The following is a 21,294-nucleotide window of genomic DNA, read 5'->3' as shown; positions in this document are numbered from 1 at the left end:
CGACGAAACCACCCCAACCTGGCGAGACATCTGAAGATCACATCACTCACAAAATACGTGAATCAGACGCCCTCTAAGATCCCGCACTCGGCTGGCCAAATCAGGTCCACCGACTCGCGCGCCAGGCGCAGCAGGGCGCGGCCCGCGGTGACACGCCGCTGCAGCGGCGCGAAGTTGGTTCGGCTCCCTCCGAACCGGGCCAACTCTGTCTTGAGTCTTGCCAAGGTGCCCGGCCAAGCTAATACTCTTTCACCAGCCGAGTTCACGCCCATGATTGGACTTTCACATACATGAACCAGATTGCCCGCTCGGTGGGCGGTGACTCGGTGAAGTCGGCCCTGCGCGCGCTGAAAATCCTCGACCTGCTCACCCAGCATGAATCGGCGATGACGTTCGTTGAGATCGGAGACGCGCTGGGATACCCCAAGTCGAGCCTGCACGGCCTGCTGCGCACGCTGGTCGAGACGGGATGGGCGCAGTTCGACCCGGCCAGTCGCCGGTACTCGCTCGGCATTCGCACATTGGAGGCCGGCAACGTCTACATGCGGTCCCTCGGTCTGGTAGAGCGCGCCCGACCGTTCATGGAACGGGTGCGCGATCAGATCGACGAGACCGTGCAGATGGCCATACTGGATGGGCGGCACAACGTGTATGTCGCGAAGGTCGACGGGCGGCAGGCGTTGACCTTGGCATCCGAGGTGGGGCGGCGGCTTCCCGCACACGCAACCGGCTTGGGCAAGGTGCTGCTCGCCGGGTTGTCCGCGGCCGAGCTCGACGCCCGGCTCGGCTCCGACCGCCTGGAACGGTTCACGGCCCACACCGTGGTCGACCGCGTCGACCTGGATCGAATACTGGCCGACGTACGGCGCTTGAGGTACGCCGCCGACGAGGAGGAGTACAGCCTCGGCGTGCGATGCGTCGCGGTCCCGGTGCTCGATTTCACCGGCCGGACGGTGGCCGGGATGAGCGTCTCCGTGCCGAGCATCCGCTTCGACGAAGAACAACGCGACCGGGCGCTCATGCTGCTCCGGGCAGCCGCCCGTGATCTTTCGGCGTTGCTCGGATACCGACCCGACGGGACGACAGCGGACGCCTCGCCCGTGGGCACTCCGGCAACCAACAACCTAGAGGGAGATCGATGACCGAGAAATACCGGGTAACTGCCCTACCGGTTGGCCGAAGCGACATCCCCGGTCCCGAACTCTTCTGGATGGGGGGCTGGGATCGGTGGTTTCCACTGATGTTCCAGGTCGTACTCATCCAGGGTCGCGGCGTCACGGCGCTGGTCAACACCGGGCCGGCCGAGGACCTCGAGCCGATGAACCGGCACTGGGCCCAGGTCTTGGGCGAGCGGGCCATGATGCACCGCGAGCCCGGTGAGTTCGTCCTCGACCAGCTTGCTCGGCACGGAGTGGCGCCTGACGAGGTGACCCACGTCCTGCTCACCCCGCTGCAGTTGTACACGGTGAGCAACGTGACAGCCTTCCCGAACGCCCAGATCTGCCTTACCGAGCGGGGATGGGTGCACTTTCACACCACCCACCAGCACCCGCATGACAACCGCGCCACGTCCATCCCGGACGACGTGTTGGTACACCTGGTCACCACCGCGTGGCCCCGGCTACGGCTGCTCGCCGATGAGGATGAGATCGCGCCCGGGCTGCGTACCTGGTGGTGCGGGGTACATCACCGCGCCTCCATGGTCGTCGAGGTGGAGACGGCGGCCGGCGTGGTGGCGATCTCCGATGCCTACTTCCACCTTGCCAACGTCACGGACAACCACCCCATCGGCATCAACGAGAGCATGGCCGAGGCGATCGCGACGTACGAGCGGGTTCGCAGCACTGCCGGCCTCATCGTTCCCTTGTACGACCCGACGAACCTCGACCGCTTCCCTGGCGGGAGGATCGGATGACCACCCCCGGTACTCCCCAGGGCGCCCAGAAAGGCCGCGTCGTCCTCGTCACGGGCGCGGCCCGCGGAATCGGGCGGGCGACGGCGACGCGGTTTGGCCGGGAGGGCGCCCAGGTCGCCATCAACCACCCGCCCGGCGAACGTGAGCACGCGGAGGAGACGGCAAGCCTGGTCACCGCCGGTGGTGGAGAACCGTTCCTCGTCGAAGCCGACGTCGCCGACCCGGCTGCGGTCGAGCGGATGGCGGCCGAGATCGACCAGCGCTTCGGCCCGGTCGACGTACTCGTCAACAACGCCGGCATCTGTCCGTTCGCGAACTTCTTTGACATTAATGTGGAGCTATGGGAGCGGGTGCACCAGGTGAACCTACGCGGTGCCTTCCTGGTCGCCCAGGCCATTACCCGCGGCATGGTCGCCGCTGGCAAGGGCGGCCGGGTCATCGCCGTGTCATCCATCTCGGCTCACGTGGGCGGAGCGCAGCAAGTGCACTACTGCCCCACGAAGGCGGGCGTGAGCTCCCTGATGAAGAGCCTGGCCATCGTCCTGGGCCCAGCCGGTATCACCTGCAACGCCGTACTCCCCGGGGCGATCGCCACCGACATCAACGCCGAGGATCTGGCACGCCCAGGCAAGCGCCAGTACTTCGAAAGCCGGATTCCGGTGGGACGGATCGGTCGCCCCGAGGACGTTGCCGGGGCGATCTGGCTGCTGTCCCAGCCTGAGGCGGACTACATCAACGGAGCCGAGCTGCTCGTCGACGGCGGATTCTTCGTCAACCTGCAATGACCGCCACAGCCGAAGAGACCGGCAGGCGGCACCTGCCGGCGATGAGGAGGCAATAATGCGCGCACTCGTGCTGCGTGACTTCTGGGATTTCACTGTCGAGGAGCGCCCAGACCCCGTCCCAGGACCCGGCGAGGTGCTGCTCCGGATCACCGCCACCGGAATCTGCGGATCCGACCTTCACGGTTTCACCGGTGAGAACGGGCGGCGCGTGCCTGGCCAGGTGATGGGACACGAGACCGTGGGCCGAGTCGTGGCGGTCGGACCAGATAGCGGTACGGCAACTCTGGTCCGGGGCCAGCTGGTCACCGTCAACCCGGTCCTGGCCTGCGGCACATGCCGGCACTGCGCCGCGGGGACGGAGCAGGCCTGCCCGCAGCGGCGGGTGATCGGCGTGAACGCCGAGATCTCCGCCGCGTTCGCCGAGCTGATGACCGTACCGGTACGCAACGTCGTACCGCTGCCGGAATCGATGCCGGAGGAGTACGGCGCACTCGTAGAGCCACTTGCGGTCGGATACCACGCTGCCCGCCGCGGTGGCTGTGTGGCAGACGACCGGGTACTGGTGATCGGGGGCGGGCCGATCGGTCAGGCCTGCGTACTAGCCGCACGCCGGATCGGGGCCACCAAGACGGTGGTCACCGAGCCGTCCGCACCCCGCCGAGAGCTGATCGCGAGTCTCGGCATCGCCACGCTGAACCCGAGCTCGGACGACCTTGCCGACCAGGTAGCGACCATGCTCGACGGCCCCGCCACGCTCGTCCTCGATGCCGTCGGGGCGACCGGCACCCTGGCCGACGCGTTCGCCTGCTCCGATCTGGGAGCACGGATCGTCCTGGTCGGGATGGCCAGTCCTCAGGTCGAGCTCGCGGCGTACCGGGTGAGCACCGACGAGCGCACGATCGTGGGCAGCTTCACGTACTCCGCCAGCGAGTTCCAAGAGACCGCTCGGTGGGTCGGCACCGCGCCGCCCGAGCTGTCCCGGCTGATCGAGGCGCGAACCAACCTCGACGACGCGCCAGCAGCGTTCACCAGTCTGGCGCTGGGGGACAACACCTTCAGCAAGATTCTGGTGTTCCCCGGCAGCACCGCGGCACATGCGCAGGGAGCACGGGAATGACAACGGCGGCCCAGACTGGTGTCATCGCGCGCGACCTGCCGACGATCCGCGCAGTCCGGGCATACACCGTTAGCGGCGGCGGCGCGGACTACCACGACCAGGCGGACGGCCACTGGATCGACGACCACATTGCGACGCCGATGGCGCGGTACCCCGCGTACCGGGCCAGCCGCAAGTCCTTCGGCATCGACGTGCTGGGCACGCTCGTCGTCGAGATCGAGGCAGCGGACGGTACCACCGGCTTCGCGGTCACCATCGGCGGCGACCCTGGCGCATGGATCATCGAGCATCACCTTGCCCGGTTCCTCGAAGGGGCGAAGGTTACTGATCTCGCCCGGTTGTGGGACCAGATGTTCCTGGCGACCCTCGGGTACGGCCGCAAAGGCCTGGTCCTCAACGCAATCAGCGGTGTCGACCTGGCCCTGTGGGATCTGCTCGGCAAGATACGCCAGGAGCCAGTTTGCGCTCTGCTCGGCGGACCCGTCCACGACGAACTCCAGTTCTACGCCACCGGACCACGTCCGGACCTCGCGAAGAAGATGGGGTTCATCGGCGGCAAGCTACCGCTGCACCACGGGCCCGCGGAGGGCGCCGAGAGTCTCGAACGCAACATCGCGATGCTGCGGGAGATGCGACAGCAGGTCGGTGAGGGATTCTGGCTGGCATACGACTGCTGGATGTCCCTCACCCTCGACTACGCCACACGGCTCGCCTACGCAGGGGCCGAACACGGCCTGAAGTGGATCGAAGAGCCGCTGCTCCCCGACGACTACTGGGGTTTGGCCGAGCTACGCCGCCGCCTTCCGCCAACGATGCTGCTGGCAAGCGGCGAACACGAGGCCACCCGGTATGGCTTCCAACTGCTCGTGGACAACGGCTGCGACATCCTGCAACCCGACGTCGGATGGTGCGGCGGCCTGACCGAGTTGCTGCGGATCGCCGCGCTCGCCGAAGCTCGGGGCCGCATGGTCGTCCCACATGGGTCCAGCGTGTACTCGTACCACTTTGTGATCACCCGACCGGACACCCCATTCGCCGAGTTCCTGATGATGCACCCGACAGCCAGCGAAGTGATACCGATGTTCTCGCCGCTGCTACTCGACGAGCCGGTGCCCGTCGCCGGACGACTGCCAGCCGCCGCACTCACTGCAAGGCCGGGATTCGGAGTGCGCCTGAACCCCGACCAGCCGCTCACCCGGCCGTACCCGCGTTAGCCGAGCCACGCCTAGGAGATGCGCCATGCAGATACAACGACGAGGACCACGCGGAGCTGAGCGGCCAGTGGTGATCGACGACAACGGGAAACCGTATGATCTTTCGCCACTTGCCGACGACATCGACGCGTCATTCCTGTCCGGCGGCGGCATCGCCCGCGTGCGTCACGCCCTCCGCGCCGGCGAACTCCTCGAGGTTGACGTCCGCGGTGAACGCATCGGGGCTCCAGTGGCGCGACCGGGCGCCGTGATATGCATCGGCCAGAACTACGCCGCTCACGCCGCGGAGTCCGGCGACGCTCCACCCGACCAGCCGATCGTCTTTTTCAAGCATCCCAACACCGTGGTTGGGCCATTCGACGACGTGAAGCTCCCCCCAGACAGCAAAGCGACCGACTGGGAAGTGGAACTTGCAGTTGTCATCGGCGCCACCGCCCGATACCTGCCCGACATCAATGCGGCCGCGTCCTGCATCGCGGGATACACCATCTCCAACGACGTCTCCGAACGGACCTTCCAGATCGACCGGTCGGGCGGCCAGTGGTCCAAGGGCAAATGCTGCGAGACCTTCAACCCACTAGGTCCTTCACTTATCCCGGCCGAGGACATTCCCGACGTACAAGCGTTGAGATTGCGCTCCTGGGTTAACGACGAGCCACGACAGGACTCGACGACAGCCGACATGATCTTCAGCGTCGCCGAGCTCGTACGCCACCTGAGCCAGTTCATGGTGCTCGATCCTGGCGACGTCATCAACACCGGAACGCCGCAGGGAGTAGCGATGTCCAGCCGGTTCCCATATCTCACCGACGGTGATGAGGTCCGGTTGAGTGTCGACGGATTGGGAGAACAGCGGCAGCGGATAACGGCCGCCGACAAGACGGTATGAGCAGCCGATTGACCCGGCCGGGGTCTCAGTCGCAAGTTGACGTGGATTGCTCGCGAGGGTGGGCCCGTCGGTAGTGCCGACAATTGCGGGAGGAACCGGTGCTCATTGAGCGTTGGGTCTGGGTCTCCGCCGGGACCCGCAGTGCTCGGTCGCGGTGAACGCGTCCTCGGCGGCGAGTTGGCCGTGGCACACCTGCTCGCGCAGGGGCACCAGCACCTGGCGTTCGTCGTTCACCATCCGGCAGGCGCAGGATCGGCACCAAGGCGCCCTCCAGGCGATGTGGGCCGCGGGCCGGGACGTCGGGGAGCCGCACATCGTCGAAAGCACAGCCCTCAACGTCGCCGCCGGCCGAGACGCCGCGACCCGCATCGCCGGCGCGATGCCCAGACCGACCGCGGTGTTCTGCGCCAACGACCTGCTCGCTCTCGGCGTGCTGCAGGAGATTAACCCCCGCGGCGTGCGGGTTCACAGAACGTGGCAATCGTCGGCTACGACGACATCGACTTCGCGGCGGCCGCCGCAGTACCGCTCACGTCCGTCCGCCAGCCCCGGCATCTGCTCGGACGGACCGCCGCCGAGCTGCTCATCGAAGAGGCAACCGAGGGTAACGGCCACCAGCACCGGCAGGTCGTCTTCGATCCGGAGCTGGTCGTATGCGACTCGAGCGACCGCACGATCGGCCGGCCGCGGCGCCGCCACCTCTCCACTACGGTGGCGCCAGCGGCGCCGGCGACCCCGGAATAGCACGGTGCTGCCCAGGCCGCTGGGAGCGGGGCCGGGCAGCACCGGATGAGTTACTCGCTGTAGGCCTCGATTTCAATGAGGCGGCTGTAGGCGTGGTCGTTGCTGTCGTAAACCGTAATGCGGACGGCGTCTGCCTTGCTGGTTGCGAAACGGCTCTCGACCACACCCTGGGCGTTGCCCCGGACCTCGGCGACGACCGTCCATGCTCCCCCGACGCGCAGTTCGAGGTCGTAGTCGCGAACACCCCAGTCCCGCGCCGGGTACGTGGCTGAATCGAGCGTGTAGACCTTCACCCGCGACAGCGGTACGGGGTGACTCCAGGTGGCGGTCACCGCGTCCGGAAACACCGAGGGGGTCCCGTCATTCCAGCCGTTCGCGCCTCCGGCTCCCCACCGGTCCGAGTTGGTGTCGCCGTCGTTGAGCGTCTCGACGGACGAAGGGGAATTCGTGCTCGATGCGGAGAGGGCAGCCATTCGCATCCAGTTGTCGGTGGGTCGTAAGGACACCTGGCGGGTGTCCCCCTTCAAGGCGAAGGACAACGACCCCGCAACGCTGGTGCCCGGCTCTCGGGTCACCGTGACGGTCACCTCCGCCTCGCCGGACGCAGGCACGGTCAACCGCGGCGTGGCCAGGGCGGCTGTGTACCCCGGTGGGACCGTGAGCGCCGGCTCGACCGCCACCTCGGTGTCGGTGAAGTTGTAGAGCCAGAAGGACACCTCGGCGGGCGTGTCCGGCAGGAGCGGAAGGGCCGCGGGTGACACGTCACCGACGACGACCGGGGGCGGGGCCGCGGTCGCGTCGACGATCGCGACGGCGTTGAGATGCCAGTGCGCTCCCGGCACGCTCGACACGGTCAGGTCCACGGGGCGGCCCGCGTCGCCGCCGTCCAGGAGGAACCGGATCCACTGAAACTCACCGCCGCGGAGCCGGCCGCTGCGGCCGAGCTCGACACCGCCGGAGCGGACGATCGTCGGTTCCGAGCCCACGGTCGCGTCGCCGACCAGGAGGTACGTGTCGTGTCGGCCAGCCGGGACCGCGATGCGCAGCGTGCGTGCCACCGCGTCGTTGCAGAAGTCCCGGCGCAGGTCGTCCGCGCCACCGCGGTCCCGCGACTGCGGGGCGCCCCCGACCCACCCGTACCGGCGCTCGGCAGACCACGAATCCCCAGGCGACAGGGGCGCGTAGCCGCCGAAGCGGGGCGAGCCCGACGGCCCGGCGTCAAGCGCCAGGTGACACAGCGCGGGTGCCGGCGCCACGGCGAAGCGGACGGCGCTGCCGCCGATGACGGGCAGCCCCTTGGCGTCGACATCGACCTGCAAGGTGGTGGTCATGCCTGCGACCGGTGGTACCACGGTCGGGACCAGGCTGGCGAACTCCCGAGCGGGCACGGTGGTACCCGCCGGTCGGGCGGACCAGCCGTCCGGCACGTCGATCCGCGCGGTGAGGGCAAGCGTGTCCGGAGACGCGTTGCCGGCCGTCATCGGCACCCGGGTCGGCCACCCACCGAGCAGCAGTCCGGCCGACGGCGGGGTCTCGATCTGCACCCACCGGCGTTCGTTGGCCAGCAGCCGGCTCAGCCTGAAGTAGTAGCTGACGATGCTGTCCCGCCACGCCGTTGCCTGTGCGACGTGGCGGTCGAAGGTCGCGAGGATCTCGGCGAAGCGCTGGCTGTCCACCTTCGAGTCGAGGCCGCGCCAGGTCTCCCGGTACCGGTGGACCGCTTCGAGGCCGCTGAAGTGCGATTCGTAGATGTGCTCGATGACCGTCCGTCCCGACTTCAGCCGGTGCTGGTAGTCGACGTGGTGCATGAACAGCAGCAGCTCGTCCGGGCAGGTTGACAGATCCTCGTAGGTCCGCCGCCACGGCTGGTGGTACAGGCCGGTCAAGCCGGTGCCGGCGGCCACCGTCCGGTCGAAGCCGGTGCCGTGCTCGTCGGACTTGTGCGCCGACTGTGACGCCCGGGGGTCCGGGGCGTAGTGGTCGCCGGCCGCCGCCACCATGTTGCCCACGCCCAGCGGCGAAGTGTAGTCCTCGAACGTCTTCCACGAGCCGAGCAACATCTCGGTCAACGGCTCGGTGACGCCCGCGCCAGGCCCGAAGGTCAGCTCGACCCATTCACGCGCCAGGTCGGCCGGCGCCTGCGCCGGGTTCCACAGCAGCCGGCCGTAGCCGTGGGTGTTGGCGGCGGCGAGGTGGCTGCCGGTCCAGTTGCGGTCGTCACCGAAGTTGATGACGCCGGCGGCCCCGCAGCGCGAGTAGCCGAAGGCAGTCCCGTCGACGATGCGGGCGACCGTGGTCCCAGACCCCTCGGCGTAGGTGTCGAAGTCGAGGACCTGCCGCCACCAGGTCGGCAGGTAGCACAGGTCGCTGTCGTGGCCGGTGTGTTCCTGCGTGACCTGCAGCTCGATCATCATGTTGGTGTCCCGCATCGCGCCGAACAGCGGGTGCGCCGGTTCGCGGATGTGGAAGTCGACCGGGCCATACTTGGCCTGCAGGATCACGTTGTCGTCAAAGGCGCCGTCGAGCGGCTTGAACGTGTGGAAGGCGTCGGTCGACACGTCGCCGTCGCGGCTGTCGTACACGAACGCGCGCCACATGACGATCCCACCGTGCGGGGCGACGGCCCGGGCCAGCATATTGGCGCCGTCGGCGTGGGTTCGGCCGTAGTCGGTCGGCCCGGGCTGGCCTTCCGAGTTGGCCTTCACCAGGAAGCCACCGAAGTCCGGGATCGCTTCGTAGATCTGGTCCGCCTTACGCCGCCACCAGTCCTGCACCCGGGAGTCCTGCGGATCGGCGGTGTCCAGCTCGCGCAGCGCCAACGGGCTGGCGAAGTTGGCCGACAGGTGGAAGCGGATCCCCCAGGGCCGCAACGCCCCGGCGAGCGCGGCCAGCCGCGCAATCATCTGCGTGGTCAGGAACTGCGGGTTGGCGTTGACGTTGTTCACCACCGTCCCGTTGATGCCGAGGGAGGCCAGCGCCCGGGCGTAGTCGGTGTACCGGGGGTGCAGCTCGGGCAGCTCCTGCCAGCGGAAGATGGAGCCGCCCGCGTAGCCGCGCTCGACCGTCCCGTTCAGGTTGTCCCAGTGGTTGACCAGCCGAAGCGGATTCGTCGGCCGTTCCCTGATGTCCATCCCGGCGATCGGGAGGTTGCGCTGGAGCCGGCGCAGCAGCGCGAACGCCCCGTACAGCACGCCCTGGCCGCTGGTGGCGGCGACCACGACGTGCTCGCCCTGTGCCGTGCGGACGGTACGTAGCAGGTAACCCTCGGCGCCGACCCGTTCCACGTCGCCCCGCGTGACCAACTCACGGACCAGCGGCGAGCCGGCCCACGTCCCGATGACCAGCGACCTCGGGCCCGACGGCCGGGCAAGCACCGGAACCGGCCGGCCGAGCAGGATGCCCAACGCGTGGCCGAGCTCGCCGGCCGCGGACCGGATGGCCGGCTCGGCCTCCGCGACGGCCAGTTCGCCGAGGCGGGCCCGGTAGTCGGCGAGCCGGTCGGGGTCGGTCACCGGTCGGTAGCGCAGCCACATCTCGTACCCGTCCTCGGCGGCGGGCTCGGCGGCCAGGGCGGCGGCCGAGGCGGCAGACGGGGCGGTCGACAGGCCGAGAGCCGCGGCCCCGACGGACGCCCCGGCGACCTGAAGGAAGTTTCTGCGGGTGAATGCGGTGCCCATGGGCGGGAACCTCCTAAGGGGTCGGGAATGGGGCGGCGGCTATGCCGTGAACGCTTCGATCTCGATCAGCCGGCTGTAGTCGTTGCTGTTGCTGGCGAGCACCCGGATCTCCAGCAGGTCGGCGGCGACGGTGTCGAACCTGCTCTCGATCACGCCCGCCACGTTGCCGCGGACCTGGTCGAGGGTGCGCCCTACGCCGTCGACTCGGGCCACCACGTCAAAGTCGCGCACCCCCCACTGGGCCGCGGGGTACGCCCGCGAGTCGAGGGTGTGCACCCGGACGCGGGAGATGCGGACCGGGTGGGACCAGGTCGCGGTGACCCAGTCCGGGAAGGCGCCGTCGGTGGCGTCGTTCCACCCGCCGGCGCCACCACCGCCCCAGCGTTCCGGGTCGGTGTCGCCGTCGTTGAGGTTCGCCGGTGACGACGGGGCGTGGGTACTCGATGCGGCCATCGCCGCGATCCGCACCCAGTTCTCGCTGGGTTGCAGCGGCACGGTCAGCGACTGGTCGCCGACGATGAGCCGGGACTCGGTGGCGGTGAGGTCCGTGGTGGTCCGGGTGAGGGTCACCGTCAGCTGCGCGTCGCCGTTGGCCGGGACGGTGACTTCAGCTGGCGCAGCGGCGGTGTAGCCGTCCGGCACGCTCAGGACCGGGCGCAGCGTCAACGGGTCGTCGGTGTAGTTGCGCAGCCGGAACACCACCGGGGTGGGCTCGCCGGGCAGCAGCACCGGCGCGGCGGGGGTGGCGTCCACGATGACGTACGGCGGCAGTTCGCTGTCCTGCTCGCCGAGGGTAACGACGTAGGCCGAGCTGGCGTCGTGCCACGGGATGTCCACGTCCAGGGTGTTCCGGTCCGGGCTCAGCTGCTGCTCGCGCACCACCTCGGGCTCGGTTAGCTTGGCCCGGTCCGGGATCCGCTCCACGCGCACCCGGATCCGCCCGTTCTTCACCAGGCTGCGGTGGGCCCCGGCGATGCCATCCAGGGTGAGCCGCACCGTGCCGAGGTCACGGCCGTCGCCGCGCTCGTTGCCGAGGACGATCCGGGCCTGCCCGCGCGCGTGGTCCATCCCGGCCACCGCATCGACCGCGCTGCCGGGCCGGGTCGACACCAGGTTTCCGGTGATGGCGGCGTACCGCTGGTAGGCCCACCAGCGCCCGTTGCGGAACAGCTCGTCACCCTCCTGCGTCAGCAGACCGTCAAGCTGCGGGAAGGTGCAGCAGGAGCCGTAGATGGCCAGCACGGCGTACTCCACGCGGGCGCGCTCGAGGCGCGCGACGTACCAGGTGTTGTAGCCCGGATCCAGTCCACCGCTGGAGGGATACTCGTTGATCTGCAGCGGCATCCCGGAGAGGCCGCGCTCGGCGAGCAGCGTCCGGGCCAGAGCGGCCTGGTTCACCGGGTCCCGGCCGGGGATGAGGTCGTGCCAGCTCAGGATGTCCGGCGCGGTGCCGGAAGCGACGACCATGTCCAGCCACTGGTCCATCCGCCAGGACTCGTCGGTGACCGTGAGTCGGGTGAAGGTGGGGCCGACGATGCGGGCTTTGGGGTCCAGCGCGCGGATCTTCCGCACGCCGCGGCGCCACATCTCCTCGTACTGTGCCTTCGGCCGCGGGAAGTACACGTTGCCGAAGTCCGGCTCGTTCCAGATCTCGTACTGCACCTGATTGGGCCGCATGCCGGCGCCCTTGACGTCGTTGACCACCTGGATGAGGAACGCCTCCCAGTTGGACCAGTCGCCGCCGTCGCCCGGGTACGGGTCGGTGGGCTTGAGGCTGACGCCCTCCGCACCCCACAGGTCGCTGAGCACGATGCAGTACTCGGCGTTGAGGGGTCCGCTGGCGACCCGCTGGAAGATGTCGCGGGTCATCGCCCAGCGTGGGGCGTACCCCTGGTAGCCGCCGGCGCTCCACCCGCCGCCGGGCAGCGCCGAGCCGGCGCCGCGGAACAGTTGCGGCTTCAACGGTCGCAGCAGCGCGTCCGACGGCTGAATGCCGTCCTGGCTCAGTCCGTGCAGAAAGCCGGTCGCCGCGTAGGTCGGCTCGCCCAGCACCTGCCCGAGGTCGACGCGGACGGTGTCGCTGGGCCCGTCGGCAGCCGCCGCCCGGGCCAGGGCCGCGGGGACGGCAGCGCCGAGGATGACGGCGCCGCCGGCGCGCAGGAACATGGCGCGGGAGATGGGGCGCCCAGACAGGGGGGCAGGGTCAGCTTCGTGCGCTGTCATCGCGGCACTCCTGGTTCGTCGTGGTCGTGGATGTTTGGCGGCTCACCGTGACCGGACACCACGGCGCGGATCGCCGCGGCCGGCACCTTGGGCCGGCGTTCCGCAGTGAGCAGGCCGTTGATCTCCTGCTCCGTGTCGGTGAGCTGCGTGTAGCAGAAGCCGGCGAGCACCGGGCTGCGGTCCAACGCGCCGAGTAGATCCCGCAGCCGGCGCAGGAAGTCGTTGCCGTCTCCGGCACGCGAGTACATGACGTGATCGGGGGATTCGTGCGGGGTGAAGCCGATGCCGCCGAACTCGGTGACCATCACCGGTCGCCCGGCCAGTTCTGCAGGTGCCAGCAGGATCCGCGCGGATCCGGGTCCCCAGCCGGCCACAGTGGCCTCGACTGCCCGCCGGTCGCCGTACCGCTCGGCGAGTTCCGCGCCGGTGGGCGCGTAGTCGTGGACGCCGATGATGTCGCCGACTCCGTGCTCCCAGCCGTCGTTGGCCACCACCGGCCGGCTGGGATCGAGCGCGCGGGTCAGGTGGTACAGCGCCGCCGCGAACGACCGCTGGTCGTCTCGGCTGGCGATCCAGCGGACCCCCCAGCTCTCGTTCAGCGGCACCCAGGCGGCCACGCAGGGGTGGCTGCGGTCCCGGGCAACGACCTCGGTCCACTCACGAGTGATTCTGATCAGCGAGCGGGCCGAGAACGTGTAGGCGCTGGGCATTTCGGCCCAGACCAGCAGTCCGAGTTGGTCGCAGGCGTGCAGGAACCGAGGGTCCTCGACCTTCTGGTGGATCCGCAGGCCGTTGAAGCCGAGTTCCTTGATCAGGGCCGCCTCCCGGTGCAGGGCGGCGGCGTCCGGGGCGGCCAGGTGCGACTGGGGCCAGTACCCCTGCTCCAGCACCATTCGCAGGAAGTAAGGCCGGCCGTTGAGCAGGAACTGGCCGCGGTCGACGCCGACGCTGCGGTACCCGAAGTAGCTGCGCACCTCGTCGATCGGGGCGGCCGGCGGCTCGCCGGGCGCGCGCACGCGTACCGTGGCGTCGATGAGCGTCGGGGACTCCGGCGACCAGAGGATGCCGTCGAGGTCCTGGTCGTGCCGGCCGGCCGGGATCGCGACAACGGTCTCCACGTGCTCGTCGGCGCAGGGCACTGCCTGGCTGGTGAGCACCTCGCCGCGGCAGGTGAGGATCAGCTCCAGCCCGGTCCCGGGATCGGGGGGCCGGTTCACGGTGACCTGGACCGTGACTGCCGCGTGCTCGAGGTGCGGCGTCCACTGGATGTCGGTGATGTGCAGGTCCGGTACGTGCTCCAGCCACACCGGCTGCCAGATGCCGGTGGTACGGTGGTACCACACCTTGTGCGGCTCCAGCCGCCAGTCCTGCTTTCCGCGCGGCTGCCCCACGTCGCCGATCCGGTCTGCGGCCCGGACCACCAGCATCTGCTCGTCGCCGGGCTTGAGCAGATGGGTGATGTCGACCGAAAACGGGGTGTGCCCGCCCTCGTGCTCCGTGGCCAGGTGCCCATTGACCCACACCCGCGCGTGATGGTCGACCGCCCCGAAGTGCAGGATCACCCGCTGGCCGCCGTGCGGCGGCAGTGCGAACGTCCGGCGGTACCACACGACCGGGTGGTCACCCGGATCGTGCACTTGGGACAGCTTGGACTCGGGCGGGTACGGAAGCATGATTTCCCGGTCGAACGGGACGTCGCCGGCGTACCAGTGTTCGTCCAGGCCCCGGTCGTCGTCGTCGAAGCGGAACGACCACAGACCGGTCAGGTCGTACCAGTCGGGCCGGGTCATCCGCGGTCGCGGATGTGGCGTCGGGTCGGCCATGCTCACCGGTCCCCGGACGCGGACGTCGCCGCCCGCAGCGCGTGCAGGTAGGCGTAGCCGGTCGTCACCTCGGGTTCGAGGTAGCTGCCCTCGGTCCACTCGTTCCAGGCGTTGACGGTGAGGTAGGGGACACCGCTGTCCCTGGCCAAGCGCACCGCATCCCGGACCGCGGCGCCGAACTGCTCGGCGGTGTTGTCGACCACGACGGGTAGCCGGGGCCAGGTGCTCACCACCAGGTCGTCGTCCTGGTCGACCCGGGCCGTGGAGTCCCAGCCCATCGTCACGTTCGGCGCATACGGCACCGACAGCTGCGCCGGCTCGGTCTGCCACGACCGCTGCGCGAGCTCCCGCCACTGCGCGTACGGCACGGACAGACCCTGGTCCAGCGGTAGGACGTGCAGCCAGTTGTAGGGGGTGAAGCTGTCCACTCCGGCCTCGCGCAGCCGCTCGCCGTCGCCGTCGGTCAGCGAGATGCCGCCCACGCAGGTCAGGTGCAACTTGCCGACGCCGGCCCGGCGGGCCCGGGCGCGGAAGTCGGCCAGCACCTCGCGGACCTGCGCCCAGCCGCCCATCCAGTCGACGAACAGCCCGAACTGGTGCCAGGAGAAGTAGGCGCCGTCGGCGACCCGCCAGTACCCGGGGTGGGACAGGTACCGCTCCAGCAGATGGTCGGAGAGGGCGACGAACTCGTCCGCGGTAACCTTCGCCGGTGCCAGGAACGTGGGCTCCTCGCCGACCTTGGCCGGGAACACGTCGGTCCAGTCGTGGTTGGCCCAGTGCAGCGCGAACCGGACGGGCTGCTCCGGGCGGGCGAGGTAGCCCCGGTCCAGCGCGCCGTTGAGGAAGTCGGCGTCCTCGTACCAGTACCAGTCGAACAGGAACGCATCCACCCCGTGCTCGGCCGCAACCCGGGTGGCGCGGTCCATCGTGTCCGGGTCGCTCTCGTCGAAGTACCCCCACTCGGGTACCAGGGGCTGGCGGTGCCCGGGAAATCGCGGCCGCGCGGCCTGGACCAGTTCCCACTCGGTGAAGCCCGGGTGCTTCCACCGGTCGTTGCGCGGGTCGGCGTGCCAGGAGGGGAAGTAGAAGACTGCTACTTCCGGGCGGCCCGCCGGCTCACTGTTAGTCATGCGTACGGATTCCTCTCGATAGTCGTGGCTGCGGCGGTCACTTAAGGACGCCGCCGGTCAGACCGCGTTCGAAGAACCGCTGCAAGCCGAGGTACAGCAGCAGGATCGGCGTGGCGACCAGGACCGACGCGGCGACCACCTTCGCTTGGTCACCCCCGTAGAAGGACGAGAAGAAGGTGGGGATCTGGGTGATCGCCTGCCGCTTTGGGTCCTGCAGGAACAGCAGCGGGAGGAGGAACTCGTTCCAGGCGGCCAGGAACGACCACAGGGCGATGACGGCCGCGAGGGGGTGGCTCAGTGGGAGTACGATCCGCCACAGCACGCCGAACGTGCCGCAGCCGTCGACCTTGGCGGCGTCGAAGATGGAGTCGTCGAGGTCCGCCAGGAAATTGCGGGCCAGGAGTACGCAGAACGGCACGCCCCCGGCGGCCAGCGGGAGGATCACCGCCCAGTAGGTGTCCAGCAGGCCAAGCCGCTGAATGGTCAGGAAGAGCGGCACCAGGATCATCACCGCGGGCAGGGTGAGTGTGGCCAGCAGGGCATAGAAGAACAGTTCCTTGCCCCGGATGCGCAGCCTCGCAAACGCGTACCCGGCAAGCATCGTGCAGGTGTAGGTGAGCGCGATGGACCCGAGCCCGATCAGCGCACTGTTGACGAAGAACTGGGCGAAGTTCGGCTCGCGCAGCACGGTGACGTAGTTGTCCAGCCCGTCGCCCCGCAACGAGCTGCGCACCATCGCCACGAGCGGCAACAGGTACGGCACCGCGATGACGGTGACGAGCAGCTGCGCGCCGATCCGCGACGGCAGGGACCGGAACTCAAACACGGGTCACCTCCCCGCTCATCCGGTACCGGCGCATCTGCCAGATCGTGAACGCCAGGGAGATGAGCAGCAGTATCACGCTGAGCGCGGCTCCGTAGCCGGCGTCGAACCGGGTGATGGTCGTTTCGTAGATGTAGGTGGGCAGAAATTCGGTGGCGTTGGCCGGGCCCCCGCCGGTCACCAGGAAGACCACGTCGAACGTCTTCAGTACACCCATGACGCCGAGGATGAGCAGGGTGACGTGCGTGCCGCGCATCATCGGCGTGATGATGCTGAGCAGGATGCGGCCGTTGCCGGCCCCGTCGAGGCGGGCCGCCTCGTAGATCTCCGGATCGATCTGGGTCAGCCCGGCGTAGTAGAGAATGAAGCTGAGCCCGGTCCACTGCCACACGTTGATGGCGATCAGCGAGTAGAGGGCCAGGTCGGGGTCGGCCAGCCAGGACTGGGCCAGGGCGTCGAGGCCGACCGCGCGCAGTGACTGGTTCAGCGGGCCGTCGGTGGCCAGGATCTCCCGGAAGACGGGCGCCATCACCGCCGTCGCCAGCATGGTCGGCAGGAAGATGATTACCTTGTAGACGGTCCGGCCGGGAATGCGTGAGTGCAGCAGCACCGCCGCCACCAGGCCGATTGCCATCTGGATGACGATCGCCACCGAAAAGATCAGGCTGTGTTTCAGCGCCATCCACAGCACCGGGTCGCGCACGGCGGTGGTGTAGTTGTCCAGCCCGACGAACTCAACCTGCGGGCTGATCCCGTCCCACTTCACCAGGCTCAGCCAGAACGTGTACCCGACGCTGAAGTAGACGACGCCACCGACGAGGACCAGGGCCGGGAGCAGGTAGAGGTAGTTGCCTACGGCCGGCGGGCGCATCCGGCGGCCGGGGCGACCGCGGCGGCTGGGCGGCTGGGCGGCGGGCGTCGCGCCGCCCACCTCGGTGGGAGTGAGCATGGCTGGCATGTTTCAGCCCCGGTTGAGCCCGCGGGAAACCTGCTCGACCGCCTCGGCGGCCTGCGCGGGCGTCTGCCGTCCGACCGCCGCCGCCGCGAGCGCATCGCCGAGCGCGGTCTTGATCTCGGCGTACGGGATCTCCCGGTATCCCTCGCTGTTCGCCATGAAGTCGACGACCTGCTGCAGCGCGGGCTTCTGGGTCTGCGGGTCCACCAGGTTGCTGTCACCCATCGGCACGCCCTTCACGGCCGGGACGAACTTCTCGGCCGCGATCAGGTTCTGACCGTTCTGGGCGGACGACAGCCAGTGCACGAACGTCCAGGCGGCGTCCTGGGCGTCGCTGCGGCTGTTGATGGCCAGGCCGTAGTCGGGGCCGCCGAAGGTCTTCGGTGGCCGGCCGTCACCGTTCACGTCCGGAAACGCCATCGGCAGCATCACCCGCGGCACAAACTTGCCCTCCTGGCCGAGCTTGAGCGCCGCGGCGTCCATGAACCCCGCCTGCCAGGTTCCCAGCATGATCATGGCCGCCTTGCCGTTGGCGAACTGGCCGACGGTGTCCGGGTAGACGGCCAGGCCGGCCGAGCCCTTGCCGAAGACGCCCTCGGTGAACATCTGCCGCCACAGCTCGAACGCGCGGACCAGTCCGGGATCGGTCCACGGGCGCTTGCCGTCCACCGCCTCGTAGAACGCACCTGGAGCGGTGTCGGCGGCCAGTGTCATGTAGAAGTCGATGTTGGCCCAGGCATCCTTGGCGCCCTGGGCCATGCAGACGACGGACTTGCTGGCGAAGGCCGCGCAGACCTGGCGTAGCTCGTCGGCGTTGGTCGGCGGCTTCAGCCCGTGCTGGTCGAAGAGCGTCTTGTCGTACCACACGATGCCCGACGCGCTGAGCTGCACCGGCATCCCGAACTGCTTGCCGTCGCGGGCGAACTGCGTGTGGCTCTCCCCCACGATTGTCGACGCCCAGTCGTCGCCGACGGACTGCCGCGCCCGCGCGGTCAGATCCATTCCGGATGGACCGAACCGGTCGGTGATCTCGCCGGGTTGCAGCGCGAATACGTCAGGTCCGGAGTCGGATCGCAGGCCCAGGCGCAGTGCGTTGACGTAGTCGGCGTAGGGGATCTCCTTGTAGACGACCTTGATCTCGGGGTGTTCCTTGGCGAAGGCGGCGAGGTACTTGGTGGCCAGATCGTTCCCCGGAGCCCAGCCCCACCAGTTGACCGTCTTGCTGCTGGACCCGCCTCCGCCTCCATCTCCGCCTCCGCATGCTGCCACCAGCGCCAACGACGCGGCGGCGATAGCGGCGGCGACAACTCGTCGCGCCCTGGCTGCCCGGTTATGACCTCCTGCGAACATCGCGACACCTCTCGATCTGACGTATGTGCTACGGAGCGACGCCGGCTGGCGAACGGCGATCGGAGCGAACATCGCCAGGTTGGCGGCGGGCCCGGTGCGTGACGCCGGCCACGTTACAGCGCTGATTACTGCGCTGTAAATAGTTGACTATCATTTGGGCAACCGGTGCGATTCTGATAGTTGCCCCAGAGCGGGAGGTCGGATGCGAGCTCGACTTGAGGACGTGGCCAAGCTGGCCGGCGTCTCCCCCAAGACCGTCTCCAACGTCGTCAACGGCCACCCCTACGTGCGAGAACAGACGCGCGAGCGGGTCCTGCAGGCGATGAAGAAGCTCAACTACCGCGCCAACATCTCGGCCCGCAACCTGGCCCGGGGCCGCAGCGGGGTGCTAGCCCTCGCCGTACCGCGGCTCGGGAACCCGTACTTCGCCGAACTCGCGGGCTACATCATCGAGGCCGCCGAGCGGCGGTCGTGGAGCGTGTTGATCGACGAGACTCGCGGCGATCCGGAGCGCGAACGGCGCGTGATCGAGGGTTCCACTCCGATGCGTCTCGACGCCGTCATTATCAGCGTCCAGGGCCTGACCGCCACCGAACTCGCGACCCTACAACCCAGCGGCCCGCTCGTCCTACTCGGCGAGAAGATCTTCGACGGGCCGGCCGACCATGTCGCGGCGGACAACGTCGCGGCCGCCGAGGCGCTGACCCGACACCTCATCGACACGCACCGCCGCCGCATCGCCGTCATCGGGCTCACCGGCACCCCGCTCCGCGGCACCCCGGACCTTCGACTCGACGGGTACCGGCGGGCACTGCGGGAAGCCGGGCTCGCCTTCCGCCCGGAGTATATGCCCGCGGTGAGCGGCTACCAACGATCGGACGGTGCCCGCGCAATGGCCCAGCTGCTGGAGCTTGAGGACCGGCCCGACGCCGTGCTGTGCTTTAACGACGAGATGGCAGTCGGCGCGCTCAAGACGTTGGCGACGCGGTCGATCGCAGTCCCTGAGGACATCGCCGTGGCGGGATTCGACGACATCGACGAGAGCCGCTACTGTCACCCGGGCCTGACCACTGTCTCCTGGAAGAACGACCAGATCGCCCAGGTGGCACTGGACCTGCTGGAGGAACGCATCCGGCAACGGACACCCACCCCGGGCTGGCTGCGTGCCCAGTCCCCGGCGCCGCCCCGCGAGGTCGAGACCGATTTCGAACTCATCGTGCGCGGCAGCACGGTGGTCGGCGCCGACACGCCGCCCTCGGCGAACGGCGAAGCTTAATACTCCAACGTCACTTCGCCTGTCTGCGCTGGTAGTGGGATCGTCGGGCTCGGGCTTGGGATGTTCGTCGCCATGTTGACCAGTGCAGGGTGTGCGCTGGCGGTAGCGGTGTGGCGAGGACGAAGGCGTTGAGGAGTCGGCGGATTTCGGCGACGGTCAGCGCGATGATCTCCGGGTCGGTGTCGGGTTGCTGGGCGGCGAGGATGGTCAGGACGGCCGGGGCGAGCATGGCCAGGGTGATGAAGCGGTGCCAGCCGGTCCAGCTGCGGACCTGGTAGTGGTCCAAGCCGACCTGGCCTTTGCCCGTCTGGGTTGGGTGGGCCGCGCGGCGAGGTGCCCGTGGGTGGGTCCTTTTCCGCGCGGCCTCCCGCCGAACCGGACGTGCGAGCTTCCCCGCATCCGGCTCTCCAGTGACCTATGCCGTGAGTGTGGTGGGTTGGCCTGCGTGGATGTGGTCGTGGCAGGTGTCGCAGACGACAAGGGCTTTGCGTTTGCGTCGGGCCATGACGGCTGCCCATGCGGGCTGGGCGGGTCCGGGCGGGCCGAGCTCAGCGAGGGTGCGGACGTGGTGCACGTTCATGTGTCCGGTCTGCTCGCAGAGCTCGCACCGCCGTTTCAGCAGGCGGGTGATCAGCTCCTTTCGAGGGTGATGCAGCCCGTCCGGTTGGCGGTCGTCGATGACCGCTGTTTTCTGCCGCTGTAGAGGGATGCCGCCGAACCTGGCGACCAGTGGTTTCCTGCCTTCGCGGTGCAGGGTCGCCTCGAAGCAGACCCGTGGCCCGCTCGGCGTGATGATTTTGGCCTGGTATTTGCGGGCCATCCTCGTCGGCGTCGAGTGGTGCTTGGAGGCCAGGGTCCGTAGCAGCGAGGACAGCATGACCCACCGCAGCCGGTGAAGTCGTTGGACGTCTCCGGCGAGCAGGTAGTACTGGACGATGCCCCGATACTCAGCCCCGTAGGTCGCGACGATGGTGTAGTCGTCACGGTTCATGATCGGGGTGCGGCGCGCGGGTTGGCCGCGCTGGAGGTATCGGGCGCACTTGGCCTGGATCACCGACCGGGGCACCCGCAGAGCCACCTGACCGTTGACGTTGCGTCGGCCACGGGTCAGCTTGCGGTCATTGTGCTGGACGGTGACGTCGTAGCCGAGAAATCTCGCCGCGTTGGTGCGGGCGTGGGTGATCAGCGTCTTGGCGTGGTTCAGTTCCAGCTTGAGGTCGTCACGCAGGAACTGGGTCAGCCGCTGTTTGATCTCTTCGGCTTCGGCCTTGGGTCCGGCGAACCCGAGCAGGTGGTTGTCAAGCCCCGGGTTTGATGGAGAGTTGGTTAGCTGGTTTTCAGGGGTGCGGTGACCGGCTGGGTCATCGCGTGTA

At 68.7% G+C, this 21,294-nt stretch carries 17 protein-coding genes and 2 pseudogenes; 9 read left to right on the top strand and 10 right to left on the bottom strand.

Annotated features, from left to right (window positions below; translation table 11 throughout):
• The first annotated feature begins 290 nt into the window (after nt 1–290).
• From ACVCAH_RS35020 to ACVCAH_RS34995, 6 genes are all read left to right on the top strand, one after another.
• Nucleotides 291–1,142, top strand: a complete 852-nt coding sequence (locus ACVCAH_RS35020) for an IclR family transcriptional regulator (protein WP_447140506.1) — start codon at nt 291–293, stop codon at nt 1,140–1,142.
• A gap of 98 nt (nt 1,143–1,240) precedes the next feature.
• A complete protein-coding gene (locus ACVCAH_RS35015) occupies nt 1,241–1,915 on the top strand; it encodes a hypothetical protein (RefSeq protein ID WP_447140505.1) in 675 nt (224 codons plus the stop codon).
• Complete coding sequence (locus tag ACVCAH_RS35010; RefSeq protein ID WP_447140504.1) at nt 1,912–2,700, top strand: SDR family NAD(P)-dependent oxidoreductase; 789 nt, start codon at nt 1,912–1,914, stop codon at nt 2,698–2,700. The genes ACVCAH_RS35015 and ACVCAH_RS35010 overlap by 4 nt, the downstream gene beginning before the upstream one ends.
• Before the next feature lie 55 nt (nt 2,701–2,755).
• On the top strand, nt 2,756–3,817 hold the full coding sequence (locus ACVCAH_RS35005) for a zinc-dependent alcohol dehydrogenase (protein ID WP_447140503.1): 1,062 nt from the start codon (nt 2,756–2,758) through the stop codon (nt 3,815–3,817).
• Nucleotides 3,814–5,031 carry an L-rhamnonate dehydratase gene (gene rhmD, locus ACVCAH_RS35000; RefSeq protein ID WP_447140502.1) on the top strand — a complete coding sequence of 406 codons (1,218 nt, stop codon included), beginning with the start codon at nt 3,814–3,816 and terminating at the stop codon, nt 5,029–5,031. Before ACVCAH_RS35005 ends, rhmD begins: the two co-directional genes overlap by 4 nt.
• Nucleotides 5,032–5,098: 67 nt before the next feature.
• A complete protein-coding gene (locus ACVCAH_RS34995; RefSeq protein ID WP_447140501.1) occupies nt 5,099–5,920 on the top strand; it encodes a fumarylacetoacetate hydrolase family protein in 822 nt (273 codons plus the stop codon).
• A 102-nt stretch (nt 5,921–6,022) separates the two neighbouring features.
• Here ACVCAH_RS34995 and ACVCAH_RS34990 read toward each other — a convergent pair whose 3' ends face one another.
• Nucleotides 6,023–6,157, bottom strand: a complete 135-nt coding sequence (locus ACVCAH_RS34990; RefSeq protein WP_447140500.1) for a hypothetical protein — start codon at nt 6,155–6,157, stop codon at nt 6,023–6,025.
• On the opposite strand from ACVCAH_RS34990, the pseudogene ACVCAH_RS34985 reads away from it, so the two are divergent.
• Nucleotides 6,156–6,374 (top strand): annotated as a pseudogene (locus ACVCAH_RS34985) (substrate-binding domain-containing protein); the annotation flags it as partial. The gene ACVCAH_RS34990 and the pseudogene ACVCAH_RS34985 overlap by 2 nt on opposite strands.
• Nucleotides 6,375–6,394: 20 nt before the next feature.
• Nucleotides 6,395–6,664 (top strand): substrate-binding domain-containing protein, encoded by a 270-nt coding sequence (locus ACVCAH_RS34980; RefSeq protein ID WP_447140499.1) that lies wholly within the window; start codon nt 6,395–6,397, stop codon nt 6,662–6,664.
• Nucleotides 6,665–6,714: 50 nt separating this feature from the next.
• On the opposite strand, the gene ACVCAH_RS34975 is transcribed toward ACVCAH_RS34980, so the two are convergent.
• The 7 genes from ACVCAH_RS34975 to ACVCAH_RS34945 are packed head-to-tail and all read right to left on the bottom strand — an operon-like array spanning nt 6,715 to nt 18,564.
• Nucleotides 6,715–10,341 (bottom strand): alpha-glucuronidase family glycosyl hydrolase, encoded by a 3,627-nt coding sequence (locus ACVCAH_RS34975; protein WP_447140498.1) that lies wholly within the window; start codon nt 10,339–10,341, stop codon nt 6,715–6,717.
• A gap of 39 nt (nt 10,342–10,380) precedes the next feature.
• Entirely contained in the window at nt 10,381–12,507 is a 2,127-nt protein-coding gene (locus ACVCAH_RS34970; protein WP_447140497.1) for a hypothetical protein, read from the bottom strand.
• 53 nt (nt 12,508–12,560) lie between these two features.
• Entirely contained in the window at nt 12,561–14,354 is a 1,794-nt protein-coding gene (locus ACVCAH_RS34965) for a glycoside hydrolase family 2 protein (RefSeq protein WP_447140496.1), read from the bottom strand.
• 35 nt (nt 14,355–14,389) lie between these two features.
• Nucleotides 14,390–15,517, bottom strand: a complete 1,128-nt coding sequence (locus ACVCAH_RS34960; protein ID WP_447140495.1) for a glycoside hydrolase family 99-like domain-containing protein — start codon at nt 15,515–15,517, stop codon at nt 14,390–14,392.
• Nucleotides 15,518–15,554: 37 nt separating this feature from the next.
• A complete protein-coding gene (locus ACVCAH_RS34955) occupies nt 15,555–16,343 on the bottom strand; it encodes a carbohydrate ABC transporter permease (protein WP_447140494.1) in 789 nt (262 codons plus the stop codon).
• Nucleotides 16,336–17,289: a carbohydrate ABC transporter permease gene (locus ACVCAH_RS34950; RefSeq protein WP_447140493.1), complete on the bottom strand. Its 954-nt coding sequence runs from the start codon at nt 17,287–17,289 to the stop codon at nt 16,336–16,338. The genes ACVCAH_RS34955 and ACVCAH_RS34950 overlap by 8 nt, the downstream gene beginning before the upstream one ends.
• Before the next feature lie 12 nt (nt 17,290–17,301).
• Complete coding sequence (locus ACVCAH_RS34945; protein WP_447140492.1) at nt 17,302–18,564, bottom strand: ABC transporter substrate-binding protein; 1,263 nt, start codon at nt 18,562–18,564, stop codon at nt 17,302–17,304.
• A gap of 304 nt (nt 18,565–18,868) precedes the next feature.
• Between ACVCAH_RS34945 and ACVCAH_RS34940 the strand changes: the two genes are divergently transcribed.
• The gene (locus ACVCAH_RS34940) at nt 18,869–19,921 is read left to right on the top strand and encodes a LacI family DNA-binding transcriptional regulator (RefSeq protein ID WP_447140491.1); all 1,053 of its coding nucleotides are present in this window, start codon (nt 18,869–18,871) and stop codon (nt 19,919–19,921) included.
• Nucleotides 19,922–19,931: 10 nt separating this feature from the next.
• On the opposite strand, the pseudogene ACVCAH_RS34935 reads toward ACVCAH_RS34940, so the two are convergent.
• Both ACVCAH_RS34935 and ACVCAH_RS34930 read right to left on the bottom strand, forming a co-directional pair.
• A pseudogene (locus ACVCAH_RS34935) lies at nt 19,932–20,231 on the bottom strand (IS701 family transposase); the annotation flags it as partial.
• A gap of 105 nt (nt 20,232–20,336) precedes the next feature.
• Nucleotides 20,337–21,294 (bottom strand): group II intron reverse transcriptase/maturase (locus ACVCAH_RS34930; protein WP_447140490.1); only part of this gene is annotated, 958 nt, incomplete at its 5' end.

Source organism: Micromonospora sp. LZ34, from assembly GCF_052981855.1.
Note: the sequence above shows the minus strand (reverse complement) of the source record. Positions and strands in the feature narration are given on the sequence as shown.